General features: G+C 58.9%; 18 protein-coding genes. 11 read left to right on the top strand and 7 right to left on the bottom strand.

Annotated elements, in window-relative coordinates; all coding sequences use genetic code 11:
* The first annotated feature begins 37 nt into the window (after positions 1-37).
* Genes JZI28_RS17130 through JZI28_RS17100 form a run of 7 tightly spaced genes read left to right on the top strand, consistent with a single transcriptional unit; the run spans position 38 to position 5,457 of the window.
* Positions 38-742, top strand: a complete 705-nt coding sequence (locus JZI28_RS17130) for a response regulator transcription factor (RefSeq protein WP_295455111.1) — start codon at positions 38-40, stop codon at positions 740-742.
* A 33-nt stretch (positions 743-775) separates the two neighbouring features.
* Entirely contained in the window at positions 776-2,491 is a 1,716-nt protein-coding gene (locus JZI28_RS17125; protein ID WP_375698380.1) for a sensor N-terminal transmembrane domain-containing protein, read from the top strand.
* Positions 2,492-2,497: 6 nt separating this feature from the next.
* Positions 2,498-2,956, top strand: a complete 459-nt coding sequence (locus JZI28_RS17120; RefSeq protein ID WP_375698379.1) for an HPr kinase/phosphorylase — start codon at positions 2,498-2,500, stop codon at positions 2,954-2,956.
* Positions 2,957-2,970: 14 nt separating this feature from the next.
* Positions 2,971-3,831 (top strand): RNase adapter RapZ, encoded by an 861-nt coding sequence (gene rapZ, locus JZI28_RS17115; RefSeq protein ID WP_295455105.1) that lies wholly within the window; start codon positions 2,971-2,973, stop codon positions 3,829-3,831.
* 21 nt (positions 3,832-3,852) lie between these two features.
* Entirely contained in the window at positions 3,853-4,260 is a 408-nt protein-coding gene (locus JZI28_RS17110) for a PTS sugar transporter subunit IIA (protein WP_295455103.1), read from the top strand.
* Entirely contained in the window at positions 4,261-4,530 is a 270-nt protein-coding gene (locus JZI28_RS17105; RefSeq protein ID WP_295455101.1) for an HPr family phosphocarrier protein, read from the top strand. It begins immediately after the preceding gene.
* A 33-nt stretch (positions 4,531-4,563) separates the two neighbouring features.
* A complete protein-coding gene (locus JZI28_RS17100; protein ID WP_375698378.1) occupies positions 4,564-5,457 on the top strand; it encodes a lysophospholipid acyltransferase family protein in 894 nt (297 codons plus the stop codon).
* A gap of 259 nt (positions 5,458-5,716) precedes the next feature.
* Here JZI28_RS17100 and JZI28_RS17095 read toward each other — a convergent pair whose 3' ends face one another.
* Positions 5,717-6,592 (bottom strand): 3-hydroxybutyryl-CoA dehydrogenase, encoded by an 876-nt coding sequence (locus tag JZI28_RS17095; protein WP_375698377.1) that lies wholly within the window; start codon positions 6,590-6,592, stop codon positions 5,717-5,719.
* A gap of 157 nt (positions 6,593-6,749) precedes the next feature.
* Between JZI28_RS17095 and JZI28_RS17090 the strand changes: the two genes are divergently transcribed.
* Positions 6,750-7,565 (top strand): DUF6473 family protein, encoded by an 816-nt coding sequence (locus JZI28_RS17090; RefSeq protein ID WP_353402429.1) that lies wholly within the window; start codon positions 6,750-6,752, stop codon positions 7,563-7,565.
* A 175-nt stretch (positions 7,566-7,740) separates the two neighbouring features.
* On the opposite strand, the gene JZI28_RS17085 is transcribed toward JZI28_RS17090, so the two are convergent.
* The 6 genes from JZI28_RS17085 to JZI28_RS17060 all read right to left on the bottom strand — a co-directional run bounded on the left by JZI28_RS17085 (position 7,741) and on the right by JZI28_RS17060 (position 12,279).
* Positions 7,741-8,670, bottom strand: coding sequence for an electron transfer flavoprotein subunit alpha/FixB family protein (locus JZI28_RS17085; protein WP_295455094.1), 930 nt, complete (start codon positions 8,668-8,670; stop codon positions 7,741-7,743).
* The gene (locus JZI28_RS17080; protein WP_297339394.1) at positions 8,670-9,428 is read right to left on the bottom strand and encodes an electron transfer flavoprotein subunit beta/FixA family protein; all 759 of its coding nucleotides are present in this window, start codon (positions 9,426-9,428) and stop codon (positions 8,670-8,672) included. Before JZI28_RS17080 ends, JZI28_RS17085 begins: the two co-directional genes overlap by 1 nt.
* A gap of 369 nt (positions 9,429-9,797) precedes the next feature.
* Complete coding sequence (locus JZI28_RS17075) at positions 9,798-10,370, bottom strand: cob(I)yrinic acid a,c-diamide adenosyltransferase (protein WP_348157384.1); 573 nt, start codon at positions 10,368-10,370, stop codon at positions 9,798-9,800.
* Between the two features lie 2 nt (positions 10,371-10,372).
* Positions 10,373-10,579: a twin transmembrane helix small protein gene (locus JZI28_RS17070; protein ID WP_297339392.1), complete on the bottom strand. Its 207-nt coding sequence runs from the start codon at positions 10,577-10,579 to the stop codon at positions 10,373-10,375.
* Positions 10,580-10,650: 71 nt separating this feature from the next.
* Positions 10,651-11,481, bottom strand: a complete 831-nt coding sequence (locus JZI28_RS17065; protein ID WP_375698376.1) for an SDR family NAD(P)-dependent oxidoreductase — start codon at positions 11,479-11,481, stop codon at positions 10,651-10,653.
* Between the two features lie 54 nt (positions 11,482-11,535).
* Positions 11,536-12,279 (bottom strand): SH3 domain-containing protein, encoded by a 744-nt coding sequence (locus JZI28_RS17060; protein ID WP_375698375.1) that lies wholly within the window; start codon positions 12,277-12,279, stop codon positions 11,536-11,538.
* A gap of 314 nt (positions 12,280-12,593) precedes the next feature.
* Between JZI28_RS17060 and parC the strand changes: the two genes are divergently transcribed.
* From parC to tuf, 3 genes are all read left to right on the top strand, one after another.
* Positions 12,594-14,939, top strand: a complete 2,346-nt coding sequence (gene parC / locus JZI28_RS17055; RefSeq protein WP_375698374.1) for a DNA topoisomerase IV subunit A — start codon at positions 12,594-12,596, stop codon at positions 14,937-14,939.
* 140 nt (positions 14,940-15,079) lie between these two features.
* Positions 15,080-15,700, top strand: coding sequence for a hypothetical protein (locus tag JZI28_RS17050; RefSeq protein ID WP_375698373.1), 621 nt, complete (start codon positions 15,080-15,082; stop codon positions 15,698-15,700).
* 143 nt (positions 15,701-15,843) lie between these two features.
* Complete coding sequence (gene tuf, locus JZI28_RS17045) at positions 15,844-17,019, top strand: elongation factor Tu (RefSeq protein WP_349376251.1); 1,176 nt, start codon at positions 15,844-15,846, stop codon at positions 17,017-17,019.
* Positions 17,020-17,055 lie beyond the last annotated feature (36 nt).

Here is a 17,055-nt window from a genome sequence, read left to right as displayed (position 1 = left end):
CTGACAATATAAAAGAGCAGATTTAGGGGCAAATCCAATGTCGAAGATTGCTTTGGTGGATGATGACCGCAACATTTTGACTTCTGTGGCGATGACGCTGGAAGCCGAAGGGTTTGAGGTGGAGACCTACAACGACGGGCAGGCCGCGCTGGATGCCTTTAACAAGAAGCTGCCTGACATGGCGGTGCTGGACATCAAAATGCCCCGCATGGACGGGATGGATCTGTTGCAGCGGCTGCGGCAGAAAACCCAGATGCCGGTGATTTTCCTCACCTCCAAAGATGATGAAATCGACGAGGTTCTGGGGCTGCGCATGGGGGCGGATGATTACGTCAAAAAACCCTTCTCGCAGCGCCTGCTGGTAGAGCGCATCCGCGCATTGTTGCGCCGCCAAGAGGCGCTCAACAGTGATGAGGCCGGAACCGAGGCCCCAGAGACAAAAGTGATGGACCGGGGTAATCTGCGGATGGACCCGCTGCGTCACGCGGTCAGCTGGAAGGGCAAGGACGTGTCGCTGACGGTGACTGAATTCCTGTTGTTGCAGGCCCTGGCGCAGCGCCCGGGTTTTGTCAAAAGCCGCGATCAGTTGATGGATGTGGCCTATGACGATCAGGTCTATGTGGATGACCGGACAATCGACAGCCATATTAAACGGCTGCGCAAGAAGATGCGGACAGCCGATGGTGACTTTGCAGCGATCGAGACCCTCTACGGGATCGGGTATCGCTATAATGAAGAGTAAGACCCGCAGTCTTTCCCAGGGGGGCGTGCAACAATGCGTGACACTGGCCTGACACCGAGTCGGCAAGATGGAGATGTGGTTCTGGGCGACGATTGGGTCGCACCAGACCAGACCGTTGCGGCCGAAATGCAGGTGAAACGGGCGCGTCGCGGGTTTTTCTCTTTGAAAGGCTCACCTCTGACGCGCAAAATCATCACCTTCAACCTGATTGCTCTGATCATTCTGGTTGCCGGCATTCTCTACCTGAACTCCTCGCGTCAGAGTCTGGTAAAGCAGCGGGCCGGGGCTCTGGTGGCCGAGGTCTCGTTGATTGCTGATGTTTTTGAAGCGGTGCTGCCCTCCTCGGGGGCTGTCAGCCTGACAACGGGCGATGGCATTGACCCGCTGGACGTGCTGGAAGGGGTGACCCTGCGCGGCGGGGTCGAGGCCTTTGTCTTTGATACCTCCGGCGTGTTGGTGGCGCAGGTCACCGGGGTCAACCGGCCTGACGCGCTGAATGCGCTGAACGAGGGCTCCAAAAACCGCACGTTGATTTCCGACGGATTGTCCAGGCTCTGGACGACGTTGGGGGGGGCGTTCCAATCCGAACCTGTCGATGGGGGGCCCATCAAGCCGCTGAGTGATCAGCTGCAGAGCCTGGTGCGACAATCCTTGACCGAAGGGGCCAAGATCGAAGTGGTCGGCGAGACCAGCGGCGGAACGGTTCTGTCGGCAGTGGCACCGATCCTGAGCAATGGCACCGCCATCGGGGTCGTCGCGCTGGCCTCGCCATCCGGTGAAATCGACGCCCTGGTGCGCGGCGAGCGCGAACGGGTTTTGCAAATCTTCATTATTGCCTTGCTGGTTTCTGTCGGGCTGAGCCTGGTGTTGGCCTCGACCATTGCCAATCCGCTGGCGGATCTGGCTGAGGCTGCCGAGCTGGGCCGTGAGCGGAATTCTCGCAAGGCCCATGCGGGTCGTATTCGTATTCCCGACCTGTCAGCGCGCCCCGATGAGATCGGCCGGTTAAGCCGGGCGCTGCGCGGTATGGTCACGGCGTTGTATAGTCGGATCGACAGCAACGAACAGTTTGCAGCCGATGTGGCCCATGAAATCAAGAACCCGCTGGCCAGTCTGCAATCTGCCGTCGGCACCCTGCGGATGGTCAAACGCGAAGATCAGCGTGAAAAGCTGATGGAGGTCATCGAACATGATGTGCGCCGCCTGGACCGCTTGGTGAGCGACATCTCCAATGCCTCGCGCCTGGATGCTGAGCTGGTGAAAGAGGAAGAGGACGAATTCGATCTCTTGCAAATGCTGACCAATCTCAATCAGTATCTTGGCGAAGACGCACGGGCCAAGCAGATCGACTATATCACCGATCTGCCCCAGCGTCCGGTGATGATCCAGGGTCTGGAGGCGCGTCTGGCGCAGGTCTTTGTCAATCTGATCACCAATGCGATCTCCTTTTGTGAAGAAGGCGATGCGATCCGCGTCTGGGCCCGCCGCCGCGACAACAGGGTGCTGATCGTGGTCGAAGACACTGGCCCCGGCATTCCCGAACAGGCGCTGGCAAAGATTTTCAAACGGTTCTACTCGCAACGCCCGGATGAGCATTTTGGCAATAACTCCGGCCTTGGGCTGGCGATTTCCAAACAGATCGTCGAAGCCCATGGGGGCGTCGTCTGGGCCGAAAACATCCGACCCACCGAGGCCGATGTTACCTCTGAACCACTGGGCGCACGATTTGTTGTTGGCCTGCCCGTCTGAGTTGTGATGGCACCGGTCGCACCCTGCCTCTCCCTGCACGCCAGTTGTGTGACATGGGGCGCGCGCGGGCTGTTGATCCGGGGCGCGTCTGGCAGCGGCAAGTCCGCCCTTGCTTTGCAGTTGATGGCCTACGGGGCGGATCTGGTGGCCGATGACCAGGTGCAGATCTGGCAGCAGGGGCGGGACGTCTGGGCCAGATCTCCGGCAGCTGAGGGCCTTATTGAGGCGCGATTTGTTGGGATCTTGACCGTTGCCGCCGCCAAAGAGACAGCGATCTGTGCGATCGTTGACTTGGATCAGGTGGAGACCGAGCGCCTGCCTCCCAAACGGCACCAGGCGCTGCTGGGGCAGCAGATCCAGGTGTTTCATCGCGCAGAGGGCAGCCATTTCGCAGCAGCCCTGATACAGTTTCTCAAATCGGGCGCTTTGGATCCCGATGCCAAGCTTTCTGATGCAAACCCCTGACTGGCGGAACACCAATGCCTGAACCCAAGGTGACCCCGATTGTACTGGTAACTGGGCCTTCGGGCGCTGGGCGTACAACTGCGATTAACGTGCTCGAAGATCTTGGCTATGAGGCCATTGATAACCTTCCTCTGCGGCTGTTGCCGGGGCTGGTTTCAGCGGCGGACGGTGCGGGGCCGATGGCTCTGGGGCTGGACAGTCGCAACCGGGATTTTTCCCCGGCAGCGCTGTTGGAGGTCATTGATATGCTGGAGGCGCGTGAGGGCTGTGATCTGTCGGTGCTCTATCTGGATGCCCGTCCTGAGGTGCTGTTGCGGCGCTATTCGGAAACCCGGCGCCGCCATCCGCTGTCGCCGGGGGAAACGCCTGAACTGGGGGTGCAACGAGAGCTGAGCCTGATGGGGTCGATCCGCGACAGGGCCAGCCTGTTGCTGGAGACTTCGGATATGAATGTGCATCAGCTCAAGGCGGAGATCGAGCATCTCTTTGTTCCCACAGGCCGCAATCTGGCGCTGTCGATCCAGAGCTTTTCCTATAAACGCGGGGTGCCGCGCAGTGTTGATATGGTGTTTGACTGCCGTTTTCTGAACAACCCCTACTGGGATCCGAGCCTGCGGGGGCAGGATGGGCGCGATGGCTCTGTGCAGGCGCATGTGCAGGCGGATCCGCGCTATGAGGGCTTCTTTGCGCGGGTGCTGGACATCACCCAGTTTTTGCTGCCGGCCTACCGCGAGGAGGGGAAATCGCATCTGTCGATCGCCTTTGGCTGTACGGGGGGGCAACATCGCTCGGTGACCTTGGCAGAAACCCTTGCAAAAGCCCTTGCAGAACGGGGCCAGCAGGTGTCAATTAGACACCGCGAGCTGCAAAGCTAGCAGGGATACGGAGTTACAGGATTGATCGGGATCGTGATCGTGGCACATGGCGGGCTGGCCGGGGAATACCTGGCCGCGGTCGAGCATGTCGTAGGGCCTCAGCCCAACCTTTTGTCCATTGCCATCGCACCTGATGATGACCGTGAAGACAAGCAGCGCGAAATCTGCGCGGCAGCGGACCAGGTGGATACTGGCGACGGCGTTGTCGTGGTGACGGATCTCTATGGTGGATCGCCCTCGAACCTCAGTTTGCGGGCCTGTAAACCTTCCGGCAGGCGCATATTGTACGGAGCAAATCTGCCGCTTTTGATCAAGCTCACCAAATCCCGAGATCTTGTGGTGGGGGAAGCCGTACGCCACGCGATGGAAGCGGGGCGTAAGTATATTAATTCTCTAAACATCAATCCCGACGGGGAGCAGGCGCAATAAATGGCTTTGAAGACATTAAAAATCGTAAATGAAAAGGGGCTGCATGCCCGTGCCTCTGCCAAACTGGTGGAGGTTGTCGAAGGCTTTGACGCAACGGCTGAGGTCTCAAAAGACGGAATGTCTGCCTCTGGGGACAGTATTATGGGGCTTTTGATGTTGGCAGCCTCGAAAGGAACGACTATTGACGTCGAGACTTCGGGGCCGGATGCTGGTGCTCTGGCTGATGCGGTGGAGGCCCTGGTGGCTGACAAATTCGGCGAGGGATTCTAAACTCGGCTTCCCTCAATTGACAGGAATGGCACGGTGGCGGATACGGCACATGAGCAGAACACCGGTGTTGCACCGGAGAGCAAAAAGGACATCGGTGAGGTCTACGACCGCCGCACCCTGACCTATGCCAATTCTTTTGATGATCGCTGGACCTCTTTGGCCATCAAAGCCATTGAGTGGATGACCGGCAAACTGACCATTCTGCGCATGGTCAAGAAGTTCGAAAATCAGAACGCGGAATATCGCGGTCAGAAGTTCTGGCGCGGGGCGCTCAATATCATGGGCATCGATCTGATGACCCCGGAAGAGCAGATCAAACGCATCCCCAGCGATGGCCCGGTGGTGATTGTCGCCAATCACCCCCATGGCATGGTGGACGGCATGATCTTTGCCGATCTGATCGGTCGGGTGCGCCAGGATTACCGGATTTTGACCCGGTCAGTGCTGACTGGTCTCGATGAGGCTGCGACCTCCTTTATGATTCCGGTGCCCTTTCCACATGACCCGGATGCGCAAAAGAAAATGGTCGAGATGCGCGCCAAGACCATGACCCATCTTAAAGCCGGCGGGGTTGTGGCGCTGTTCCCGTCAGGGGTGGTGATGTCATCCGAGACCTGGTTTGGTCCTGCGATCGAGCAGGAATGGAATGTCTTTACCGCGCAGCTGATCCGCCGTTCTGGCGCCCGGGTGGTGCCGATCTTTTTCCCCGGACGCAATTCACGCAGCTACCAGATCGCCAATAAGATCTCGCCGATCTTACGGCAGGGGCTGCTGTTGCATGAGATTGTGCGCTCTTGCAATAAGCCCCAGGCGCCAGTCGTGGGTGAGGCTTTGACCGAGGAACAGATGCAGCGGCTGCAAAGCGATCCACGTGGGTTCATGGCCTGGCTGCGAGAGTATACGCTGGATCTTGGTCAAAAGAGCTGAGCTCATAGAGCTTAGACTGTCCTTGCCGGGGGCTTTCAGCTTCTGAGCCACCAAAGCAGCAACGTCAAAGCCCCCATAGCCTGATCCCTGCGTGACAGCGGCTTGGCCCTGTCCCAAGCAAAATGACGGTGTCCACGCCCAAAGGGCGCGGAGCCTCCGCAATTTGGCTTGTGCCCTGTCCGCGCCGCCGTCCTGCGGGTGTCAGGCGATGAGGGCTCCGAAGCAGCAGCTTAAGGCGGGGGGGATTACAGGCGGGGGATTAGCGGGTTGGAACGGGGGTTTCACCGCGATAGTCATAGAACCCGCGTTGGGTTTTGCGCCCCAGCCAGCCTGCTTCGACATATTTGGTGAGCAGCGGGCAGGGCCGGTATTTGGTATCGGCCAGACCTTCGTGCAGCACGTTCATAATGGCAAGGCAGGTGTCCAGGCCGATGAAGTCAGCCAGTTCCAGCGGGCCCATCGGGTGGTTGGCGCCAAGTTTCATCGACTCATCGATAGATTTGACCGAACCAACGCCTTCGTAAAGCGTATAGACCGCCTCGTTGATCATCGGCATCAGGATGCGGTTGACGATAAAGGCCGGGAAATCTTCGGCGCTGGCCGCAGTTTTGTCGAGGCGTTCAACCACAGTCCTGCAGCTGGCAAAGGTCTCTTCATCGGTGGCAATGCCGCGGATCAGTTCCACCAGTTGCATCACGGGCACCGGGTTCATGAAATGAAAGCCCATGAATCGTTCGGGGCGATCCGTCCGGCTGGCCAGGCGGGTAATCGAAATGGATGAGGTGTTGGAGGTGAGAATCGTATGCGGCAGCAAATGCGGCTGCAGGTCCTCAAAAATCGCCTGCTTGACGGTTTCGCGCTCGGTTGCGGCCTCGATCACCAGATCGGTGGCACCGACGTCCGCCAGTGTCAGCGTGGTGGTGATCCGGGCCAGAGCCTCGGTGACATCTGTTTCGGAGATTTTTCCACGGCTGGCCTGACGCGCCATGTTTTTGTGAATCGCGCTAACCGCAGCATCCAGAGATTGCTGGCTAATGTCATTCAAAACAACATCATAGCCTGCCAATGCGGTGACATGTGCAATGCCATTTCCCATCTGGCCCGCGCCAATGATGCCGATCTTTTTGATATCCATGCCAGTGGCTCCCAATTTGCCTGCTTGGCAACCTTATCGGTGGCCTTGGGGCAGACACAAGGCTGCACGCCTGGAATTTTAGGTGAAATTTAACTTTAGGGAATTTGCAATCTTTCGCCCCCAAAGTGATCCTTGGGTGAATAAAACGGTGGGAACTATGAGCTACGAAGCCAAAAGCGCAGGCGCGCTTTCGGGTGGAACGTGCTGCTATGCGGGATCACGCTTGCCAGTACGTGGCCCCCAAAGAGAATTAGACAGTCCATATATCGCTTTTCTTGGTGGGACAGAGGTATTTGGACGGTTTGTGAAGACTCCCTTTTCAGACGTTAGCGAATCTTTGTTAAAAACACCCTGTGTCAATCTGGCTGCGGTGAACGCAGGGTTGGACACCTTTGCCAGCGACAAGGTGCTGATGGAGGTTGCGCGGGGGGCGGACCTCTCTGTGGTGCAGGTGTTGGGGGCGCAGAATGTCTCAAACCGCTATTACCGGGTGCATCCACGGCGCAATGACCGCTTTTTGCAGGCGCAGCCTGCGCTCAAGACGCTGTTCCCTGAGGTGGACTATACCGAGTTCCACTTTAACAAACATTTGCTTACCACCTTGCAGGCGCTTTCTGAGGAGCGGTTTGCTGAGGTGCGTCGGCATCTTCAAGACACCTGGGTTGATCGCATGGCGCAGGTGATTGCGACACTGGAAGGGCGGGTTGTGCTGCTCTGGGTGCGCTATCGTCTGAAAGGCAATTCCGCCTTCAACCACGAGCCGGTGCTGGTGGAGAACAGCATGATCCAGGCGCTGCAGGACCGCACCAAAGGCGTGGTGGAGGTCGATGTGGCGCCCGCCGGTCTGTTGGATGATTTTGACGGGATGACTATGGGCGCGCTGGACTTTCCGGCGGCCCAGCACATGTTGGGCCCCAATGAACACGCGCGCATTGGCTGCGCCCTGGCTGAGAAGCTGCAGAGCCTGCGCTGACCTCTGGAGCGCGGGGACAGGCCCTCATCGCAGAGGCTGATAGCAGCGGGCGACATCGGCGGGTGACAGGGGCCGGATTTTTGAACATGCAAACAAAAACGGGGCCAGCACTCAGTGCGGGCCCCGTTTGTTGTGGTGATGCAGTCTGGGATCGCCCCGGACTGCAACTGTTCGCTTAACCGAGTTTTTCGGTCAGCTCAGGCACGGCTGCAAAGAGGTCGGCAACCAGGCCAAAGTCAGCAACCTGGAAGATGGGTGCTTCTTCGTCCTTGTTGATCGCGACGATCACTTTGGAGTCTTTCATGCCGGCCAGGTGCTGGATCGCACCAGAGATGCCGATGGCGACGTAGAGATCAGGCGCCACGACCTTACCGGTCTGGCCAACCTGCCAGTCGTTGGGCGCGTAGCCGGAATCGACCGCTGCCCGCGAGGCCCCAACCGCAGCGCCCAGCTTGTCAGCCAGACCTTCGATCAGTTTGAAGTCTTCCTCGGAGCCAACGCCACGACCGCCGGACACAACAACGCCAGCCGAAGTCAGCTCGGGGCGGTCGGATTCGGCAACCTTGTCTTCGACCCACTCAGAGAGGCCGGGGTTTTCGGCAGCACCGATGGTGTCAACAGAGGCGGAGCCACCCTCGCCAGCGGCGTCAAAGGTCGCGGTGCGGAAAGAGATGACTTTCTTTGCATCCGAGGATTTGACGGTCTGGATGGCGTTGCCTGCGTAGATGGGGCGCTCAAAGGTGGAGCCGTCAACAACAGCTGTCACATCCGAGATCACCATCACGTCCAGCAGTGCGGCGACGCGGGGCAGAACGTTTTTGGCATCGGTGGTGGCAGGGGCAACGATGTGTTCGTAGTCACCAGCCAGCGAGGCGATCAGCGCCGCTGTGGGTTCCGCCAGGCGGTGGCCCAATGATGCATCTTCAGCAACCAATACGCGTGAAACGCCAGCGATTTTGGCGGCTTCGGCACCGGCAGCGGCAGCAGATGCGCCAGCGGCCAGAACGGTCACGTCACCCAGAGCCGCAGCAGCTGTCACAGCCTTTGCGGTTGCGTCCAGCGCCAGGGCGCCATCGGTGACTTCAGCAAGGAGAAGAACAGCCATTACACAGCCCCCGCTTCTTTGAGTTTCTCGACCAGCTCATCAACAGAACCAACCATGATACCGGCGGCACGGGCCGCTGGCTCAGAGGTGGAAACCACTTCCAGGCGCGGCGTGACATCGACGCCGTAATCGGCGGCAGTCTTTTCGGCCATTGGTTTTTTCTTCGCCTTCATGATGTTTGGCAGCGAAGCATAGCGAGGCTCGTTCAGGCGCAGGTCAACGGTGACGATGGCGGGCATGTTCACCTTGATGGTCTGCAGACCGCCGTCCACTTCGCGGGTCACAACGGCCTTGTCGCCATCGATGTCCAGCTCAGAGGCAAAGGTCCCCTGCGACCAGCCCAGCAGGGCGGAGAGCATCTGACCAGTGGCGTTCATGTCGTTGTCGATCGCTTGCTTGCCAGCCAGAACCAGGCCGGGCTGCTCTTCTTCGACGACGGCTTTGAGGATCTTGGCAACCGCGAGCGGCTCGATGTCGCTGTGAACATCGTCAGCAGCAACAACCAGGATGGCGCGGTCGGCGCCCATAGCCAGAGCCGTGCGCAGGGTTTCCTGAGCCTGCTTCACGCCGATGGATACAGCAATGACTTCTTCAGCCTTTCCTGCTTCCTTGAGGCGGATGGCCTCTTCGACAGCGATTTCGTCGAAGGGGTTCATCGACATTTTGACGTTGGCGAGATCGACACCGCTTCCGTCCGCTTTGACGCGGACTTTCACGTTATAGTCAATCACGCGTTTGACAGGCACGAGTACCTTCATTTTGCGTTCTCTCCTTAACAAACGGCACGCCGCCGAAACGGGCACCCTCTATGCTCTCGCGCTGTTGATACCGGGTCAGTCCCGGGCACAACAGAGAAAAATCGTCACGTTGCAGGTCGCAGACGTCGTGTTTTGTCTTTTGACACGACAATCTTGCAAGAATGTTTCGTGATGGCGGCTTACATTTTGCAAGATAGCCCGAAACCAAGCTGGCGGTTTGCTCCGGTGTGACAGCCCCGGAGCAGGGATTTGGTAGGCGCGAATCGCCCCTGCTGTCGATGGGGTTTACCCCAAGGTGACGCTGCGGCGCAGCATGTGACGCAGGGTGCTTTTGGTGCAGGACGGGCCGCAGCCCGCGCCGGGGGTGTCTTAGCGATTGGCGCCGGGCACCCAAAGCACATCCTTGGCGCCATTGTCATTGGCCTGACGGGAGGCAACAAAGAACCAGTCTGACAGACGGTTCAGATAGGTCGCCACCACCGGGTTGATCTCTTCGACCATGGCCAGCTCTGTTGTCAGCCGTTCGGCGCGGCGGGCCACGGTGCGACAGACATGCAGATGCGCCGCCAGGGCGCTGCCGCCGGGCAGCACAAAGCTGCGCAGTGGCGCCAGTGCTTTGTTCATCCCGTCAATTTCGCTCTCGAGTCGATCGACCTGGGATTGCACAACGCGCAGGGGCGGGTACTCGGCTTCGGCGTCTTTTGCCATCTCGGGGCGGCACAGGTCGGCGCCCAGATCAAAAAGATCGTTCTGAATGCGCGACAGGGCGGCATCCATGTCACCGCTGGCCTCCAGACGGGCGACGCCGATAAAGGCGTTTAGCTCATCCGAGGTGCCATAGGCGTTCACCCGGGCATCATGTTTGGCAACGCGTGCGCCATTGCCAAGCGCGGTATCGCCCTTATCGCCCGTGCGGGTGTAGATCTTGTTCAGAACAACCATGATTACTGCCCTCCCTGGCCGCGCAGGTAAACATAGGCCACCAAGAGCGCCACGGCGATGAATTGGAACAACAGCCGCAGCCGCATCAGCTTGTTGGCGTATTTCTGGTTGAAGGCGCCGCCTTTGCCAAAGCCGCCAAGCCCGAGAATCAGCACCACAACCACAGCCGCTATCGCCAGCACGGCCAGAATATAAAGCGGATCACCCATTGATGTCTTCCTTCGCGTTTGCCTGGGCTCTGGTCTAGCCTGTGCCGCCAGCCTTGGCGACAGCCAATTGCCTATTTAGGCCGCGCCAGGATGCGGTCAATTGCCCGGGTTGTCAGGATACGGCGCAGCACACCGGCGACATAGGTCGGGGTGGTTACATAATAGCGCGGCCGGGGGCGCGGCGATTCGCAGGCGTGGATCAGCTTGGCAGTCACCGCGCTCGCTGGCAGTTCGAACTGATCCGGCCCGGTGCTCTCATAGAGCCGCTTGAGCAACTTTTTCTCATAGAGGGGACGAAAGGGCGAATTCTGCCAGTCAATGAAGCGCTCAAAATGGGGAATGGCATTTTCGCGGAATTTTGAGGTCACCGGGCCGGGTTCAATCAGGGCGACTTTGATATCCGTATCGAGCAGTTCCACCCGCAGCGTGTCGGTGAGCCCTTCAATGGCAAATTTTGTCGCCACATAGGCGCCGCGCCAGGGAAAAGAGACCAGCCCCAGAATGGATGAGTTCTGCACGATGCGGCCATGGCCCTGCGCCCGCATCACCGGCAGCACCTGCCGGGTCAGCTCGTGCCAGCCAAAGACATTGGTCTCAAAGATCTCGCGCAGGCCTTGGGTGGCAAGATCTTCTACCGCGCCCGGCAGGCCGTGGGCGCCATTGTTGAACAGCGCATCCAATGTGCCACCGGTGGCCTGCAAGACCTCTGCCAAACCGGAGGTGATGCTGTGTTCGTCGGCGTAGTCGATGCGCGGGCTGTCAAAGCCTTCGGCCTGCAACCTGTCGCAGTCCGCCTGTTGACGGCAGGAGGCAAAGACCCGCCAGCCGCGATCCCGCATGGCACGGGCGGCGTCCAGGCCAATCCCAGAGGAGCAGCCGGTGATCAGAATTGATTTGTGCATCTGGTGACCCTGTTTCTGAATGTCCGGCCTTGAGACAGGCCCAGTTCAGAAGGGTTATGAGCGTTTCTTGCTCACCAGGGAAGCGGCAACCCACCCCACCTTGGTGCCCGCACGGTTTCTGAGCTGCAGCCAGCCTGTGCCGCTGTCCTCCATGATGAGAACCTCATCGCCAGCCAAGAGCCGCGCTGTGACAGGATAGATGGTGCCCGGACCCTGGCGCATGTTGACGCTCGAGGCGCGGATTTCGCGAATATCAAGATAGCTTTCAACCGGGATCAACGGCTGCGCGGGTTCTGCGCCTGTCAGCCCGGTGTTCAGCACGACCCCGCCATTGGTGCCACCAAGATTTCCACCAGCGGCAGGGCGGGTTGTCATCGCGGCCAGCCCTCCCTGGATATTGTCCATGTGCAACAGGCCGGTTTCAGCCGTCGGGGCAAAGGCGCTGGCAGAGCTGTGCAGGCTGGCCCCGGCAGAGGCGATTTTGTCCAGTGCAACAGCCTGACGATGGGCAGGATCCGGTATGGGCCGGGAATTGGGCTCTGACTGGGAGGGAGAGGCCGCTGCCTGCTGCAGGCCCGGTTGCAGCACAGGCGCTGTGACCAGAGTTGCGGCGCGAATTTTTGCGCTGCGTTGGAATGTGCTGGCTGCCGGTGTGGGAGTGTCCAGGGTCGCAGATGTGCTGGCGACTTTGAGCAGGTTTTCAGGCGGGCGTTCGGGCGCTACAAAATCGCCGCCGCCGCTGAACTCGTAAAACCCCCAGCCCAAAAAGGCAAAAGACACAATAACCAAGCGCGACATAGCGCATCCCCCTGAACAATAAATCAATAGCGGCAAATATTGGCAGCGAGTCCAAATGATCTGGAACAAGACATCGGACCACCGCGGCAGCACCAAAGGCCGCCATAGCCTAAACTGATCCCGTTAATATAGTTCAAAGCGTAACGAAGCACAGGGGAGACTGCCGGGGCTTCTCCCCCTTTTGTGCGCTCAACCCCAAAACCGGGGCGGGAGCAGGGGGGGCGGCATGCTGGAAATGCACCACCTGGCGCAAGCCGGTGGATAAATATGAACCATCGCTTTACCGCAGCAGATGGGAGAAGTATCACCAAAGCATGAGCGACACCCAAGATGATACCAATGCCCCGCTGCCGCAAAACGGCGAGATCCTGGAACCCCTGCGCCGCGCCATTGGTGAGCGCTATCTTACTTATGCGCTGAGCACCATCATGCACCGGGCCTTGCCCGATGCGCGCGATGGGCTAAAGCCGGTGCACCGGCGGATCCTCTACGCCATGAGTCGGCTGCGGCTCAGCTCGACCGGTGGATTTTTGAAATCGGCGAAGATTTCCGGCGATACCATGGGCGATTTCCACCCCCATGGTGATGCGGCGATCTATGATGCCATGGCGCGTCTGGCACAGGAGTTCAACGTCCGCTACCCGCTGGTCGATGGCCAGGGGAACTTTGGCAATATCGACGGCGATAACCCGGCGGCCTCGCGCTATACTGAGGCGCGTATGACCTTTGTCGCCGAGGCGATGCTCGAAGGGTTGGCTGAGGATTCGGTTGATTTTCGCGACAACTATGATGGCCGCCTGACGGAACCTGCCGTTCTACCGGCGACCTTCCCCAATATCCTGGCCAATGGCGCCGCCGGGATTGCCGTGGGCATGGCCACCAATATTCCGCCGCATAACATTGCCGAACTGATTGACGCCTGTATCCACCTGATCAAATCACCAGGGGCCGATGATGACACCCTGCTGAAATATGTGCCGGGACCGGATTTTCCCACCGGCGGTATCATTGTTGAACCCCGCGACAACATCGCCAAGGCCTATCGCACCGGGCGCGGCTCCTTCCGGCTGCGCTGCACCCATGAGGTCGAGGATCTGGGCCGGGGCCAGTGGCAGATTGTTGTCACCGAAATCCCCTATCAGGTGCAAAAGTCCAAACTGATCGAAAAGATCGCCGAGCTGATCCAGACCAAGAAGGTGCCCATCCTGGCGGATGTGCGCGACGAATCGGCCGAAGACATCCGCATCGTGCTGGAACCCAAATCAAAGAACGTCGATCCGGACGTGTTGATGAACATGATGTTCCGCAACTCGGATCTTGAGCTGCGCTTTAGCCTCAACATGAATGTGCTGATCGACGGGGTCACCCCCAAGGTCTGCTCGATGAAGGAGGTGCTGCGCGCCTTCCTCGATCATCGCCGCGACGTGTTGCAGCGCCGGTCCGAGTACCGCATGGGCAAGATCGATCACCGGCTGGAAGTGCTGGATGGTTTTATCATCGCCTTCCTCAATCTGGACCGGGTGATTGATATCATCCGCTATGACGAGGATCCCAAATCCGCCCTGATGCGGGAAAACTGGGATCTGGACCATCCGCGCGCCTATGAAGAAGCGGATTACGTCACCCCCGCCGCCGGGGAGGGCCAGCTGAGCGAAGTCCAGGCCGAGGCGATTCTCAACATGCGGCTGCGCTCGTTGCGCCGTCTCGAAGAGGTGGAGCTGACCAAGGAACGCGACGCCCTGCGCGAAGAGCGCGCTGGGCTGGTTGAGCTGTTGGGCTCTGACGATCTGCAATGGAGCAAGATCACCGAGCAGCTGCGCGCCACCAAAAAGCAATTTGGCAAAGACTATGTCGGTGGAGCCCGCCGCACCCGGTTTGGCGAGGCCGGTGAGGTCGAAGAGGTGCCGCTGGAGGCGATGATCGACCGCGAGCCGATCACCGTTGTCTGCAGCCAGATGGGGTGGATCCGGGCGATGACCGGCCATATCGACCTGAACCGCGAGCTGAAGTTCAAAGATGGCGATGGCGCCCGCTTCATTTTTCATGCGGAAACCACCGACCGGCTGCTGGTCTTTGGCAGCAATGGCCGCTTTTACACCGTCAGCGCCGCCAATCTGCCCGGTGGACGTGGCATGGGCGAGCCCCTGCGTCTGATCGTGGATCTGCCCAATGAGGTCGAGATCGTCGACATTCTGATCCACAATCCCGAAGGACGCCTGCTGGTGGCCTCTTCGGCGGGCAACGGGTTTATCTGCGCGGAAAAAGAGATCGTGGCGCAGACCCGCAGCGGCAAACAGGTGCTGAACGTCAAAGATGACGATCGCGCGCAGATCTGTATCCCGGTGACCGGCGATCACGTGGCGATTGTCTCGGAAAACGGCAAATTCCTGGTCTTCTCGGTGGAGGAGATGCCGGAACTCAGCCGTGGCAAGGGCGTGCGGTTGCAGAAATACAATATGGCGCGCGGCAAGCAGGGCTCGCTTGAACTGGACGGTGGGCTCAGCGATATCACCACCTTCAACTGGGACGAGGGTATTTCCTGGGAAATGGGCGGTGGCAAGACCCGCCATGAAACCGACCTCAGCCAGTGGCTGGGCAAACGAGCCGGCATCGGCAAGCGCCCACCCTATGGCTTCCCGCGGAACTACAAGTTCAAATGATCGGACGTTTTTCGCCTATGATCTGTGACCCTTAGGCCACCGACCCTGCCAGAGCCGCCGCTTTCGGTTTACCGATTGGGCGGCTCTGGTCTATCTGATGCTAGATCAAAACCCATAGTTCCTACCTGATGAGGCCCTTGATGTTCCGAATCCTTGCTCTTTTGGCCTCTATGGTCCTGCTGGCTGCCTGTGAAGAAACCCAATTGAACGAGGCCAAAGAAGACCTTGGCGACTTCAATATGCGGGTCTCCTTTGTCTATACCGACAAGGCGTTGCAATGGCCGCTGTCCCGCGCCGCCGAGCCTTCGGAATGGAATGAACCCATCGAGCGCGCCCTTGAGGCCCGTTTGGGGCGCTACGCGGGCAGCGGAAAGTACGATGTGGCCATCACCCTTGAGGGCTTTTTGCTGGCCACCGGCGGCATTCCGGTGCTGGTGAACCCCAAAAGCGCAGCCGTGGTGAATGTCTTTGTCTATGATGTCAGCACCAAGACCTATCTCCTGAAAGAGCATCAAATGAAGATCTTTGAGGACACCACCGGCGAGAGCGCCATCATTGGATCGGGCTACAGCCGCACCAAGGCTGAACAGATCGACGGGCTGGCGCTGAAAATCGTTGATGGTCTGGAAGAATACATGGCCAAGCAACGTGTCGAAAAAGGCTGGTTTGGCGGGGACAGTGCCGCTGAGGAAAACACCGATTCCGCAGCTGTGCCAGACCAGGTTGAAGCTACTCCTGACACAGCGCCTGTTGCAGAGTAAAAACAGGCGAGCCGAAGATCGCCAAAAGCTGCTTGATCAATCAGGTACGGGTTGATTTTCCTCTCCAAACCAAATATGCGGCCCGCGCAGAGGAAATCTTTGGGTCGGTTGTCGGCCCTCTCTTTCAAAAGGGCGCCTAGAGAATGGCTAAGGAAAAGTTTGAACGTAATAAGCCGCACGTCAACATCGGCACCATCGGCCACGTTGACCACGGTAAAACCACTCTGACCGCAGCGATCACCAAATACTTTGGTGACTTCAAAGCCTACGACCAGATCGACGGCGCACCAGAAGAAAAAGCCCGCGGCATCACCATCTCGACGGCGCACGTTGAGTATGAAACCGAGACTCGCCACTACGCGCACGTCGACTGCCCCGGCCACGCTGACTATGTGAAAAACATGATCACCGGTGCGGCGCAGATGGATGGCGCCATCCTGGTTGTGAACGCGGCTGACGGCCCTATGCCTCAGACCCGTGAGCACATCCTGCTGGGTCGCCAGGTTGGCATCCCTTACATGGTTGTCTTCATGAACAAAGTTGACCAGGTCGACGATGAAGAGCTGCTCGAGCTGGTTGAAATGGAAATCCGTGAGCTGCTGTCCTCGTATGAGTACCCAGGCGACGATATTCCTATCATCGCAGGTTCCGCTCTGGCGGCGATGGAAGGCACCAGCCCTGAAATCGGCGAAGAGAAAATCAAAGAGCTGATGAAAGCCGTTGACGAGTATATCCCTACTCCTGCACGTGCCGTTGACCAGCCCTTCCTGATGCCTGTTGAAGACGTGTTCTCGATCTCTGGTCGTGGTACCGTTGTGACCGGCCGTGTTGAGCGTGGCGTGATCAATGTTGGCGACAGCATCGAAATCGTTGGCATCAAAGACACTCAGACCACCACCTGTACCGGTGTTGAAATGTTCCGCAAGCTGCTGGATCGCGGTGAAGCCGGCGACAACATCGGCGCCCTGCTGCGCGGTATCGACCGTGAAGCTGTTGAGCGTGGCCAGGTTCTGTGTGCACCTAAGTCGGTGAACCCACACACCAAATTCGAAGCCGAAGCCTATATCCTGACCAAGGATGAAGGTGGTCGTCACACACCGTTCTTCGCCAACTACCGTCCTCAGTTCTACTTCCGTACAACTGACGTCACCGGCACCGTGACCCTGCCCGAAGGCACCGAAATGGTTATGCCAGGCGACAACCTGAAGTTCGACGTTGAACTGATCGCCCCCATCGCGATGGAAGCCGGTCTGCGCTTCGCCATCCGCGAAGGCGGCCGCACCGTTGGTGCCGGCGTTGTGTCCAAAATCACCGAGTAAGGTCGAGTTTCCATAGGAAACTCTGGCCAGTGGTGA

This window comes from Pseudophaeobacter sp. TrK17 (genome assembly GCF_042192375.1).
Taxonomy (GTDB): domain Bacteria; phylum Pseudomonadota; class Alphaproteobacteria; order Rhodobacterales; family Rhodobacteraceae; genus Pseudophaeobacter.
The sequence above is the reverse complement of the archived record's forward strand: the minus strand, read 5'-3'. Positions and strand labels throughout refer to the sequence as shown.

Coding starts and splice junctions, on each gene's coding strand:
- JZI28_RS17125 (WP_375698380.1), top strand. CDS start 776: ATGCGTGACACTGGCCTGACACCGAGTCGGCAAGATGGAGATGTGGTT.
- JZI28_RS17050 (WP_375698373.1), top strand. CDS start 15,080: ATGTTCCGAATCCTTGCTCTTTTGGCCTCTATGGTCCTGCTGGCTGCC.
- JZI28_RS17080 (WP_297339394.1), bottom strand. CDS start 9,428: ATGAAGGTACTCGTGCCTGTCAAACGCGTGATTGACTATAACGTGAAA.
- rapZ (WP_295455105.1), top strand. CDS start 2,971: ATGCCTGAACCCAAGGTGACCCCGATTGTACTGGTAACTGGGCCTTCG.
- JZI28_RS17130 (WP_295455111.1), top strand. CDS start 38: ATGTCGAAGATTGCTTTGGTGGATGATGACCGCAACATTTTGACTTCT.
- JZI28_RS17075 (WP_348157384.1), bottom strand. CDS start 10,370: ATGGTTGTTCTGAACAAGATCTACACCCGCACGGGCGATAAGGGCGAT.
- JZI28_RS17065 (WP_375698376.1), bottom strand. CDS start 11,481: ATGCACAAATCAATTCTGATCACCGGCTGCTCCTCTGGGATTGGCCTG.
- JZI28_RS17095 (WP_375698377.1), bottom strand. CDS start 6,592: ATGGATATCAAAAAGATCGGCATCATTGGCGCGGGCCAGATGGGAAAT.
- parC (WP_375698374.1), top strand. CDS start 12,594: ATGAGCGACACCCAAGATGATACCAATGCCCCGCTGCCGCAAAACGGC.
- JZI28_RS17070 (WP_297339392.1), bottom strand. CDS start 10,579: ATGGGTGATCCGCTTTATATTCTGGCCGTGCTGGCGATAGCGGCTGTG.
- JZI28_RS17120 (WP_375698379.1), top strand. CDS start 2,498: ATGGCACCGGTCGCACCCTGCCTCTCCCTGCACGCCAGTTGTGTGACA.
- JZI28_RS17085 (WP_295455094.1), bottom strand. CDS start 8,670: ATGGCTGTTCTTCTCCTTGCTGAAGTCACCGATGGCGCCCTGGCGCTG.
- JZI28_RS17105 (WP_295455101.1), top strand. CDS start 4,261: ATGGCTTTGAAGACATTAAAAATCGTAAATGAAAAGGGGCTGCATGCC.
- tuf (WP_349376251.1), top strand. CDS start 15,844: ATGGCTAAGGAAAAGTTTGAACGTAATAAGCCGCACGTCAACATCGGC.
- JZI28_RS17090 (WP_353402429.1), top strand. CDS start 6,750: ATGAGCTACGAAGCCAAAAGCGCAGGCGCGCTTTCGGGTGGAACGTGC.
- JZI28_RS17060 (WP_375698375.1), bottom strand. CDS start 12,279: ATGTCGCGCTTGGTTATTGTGTCTTTTGCCTTTTTGGGCTGGGGGTTT.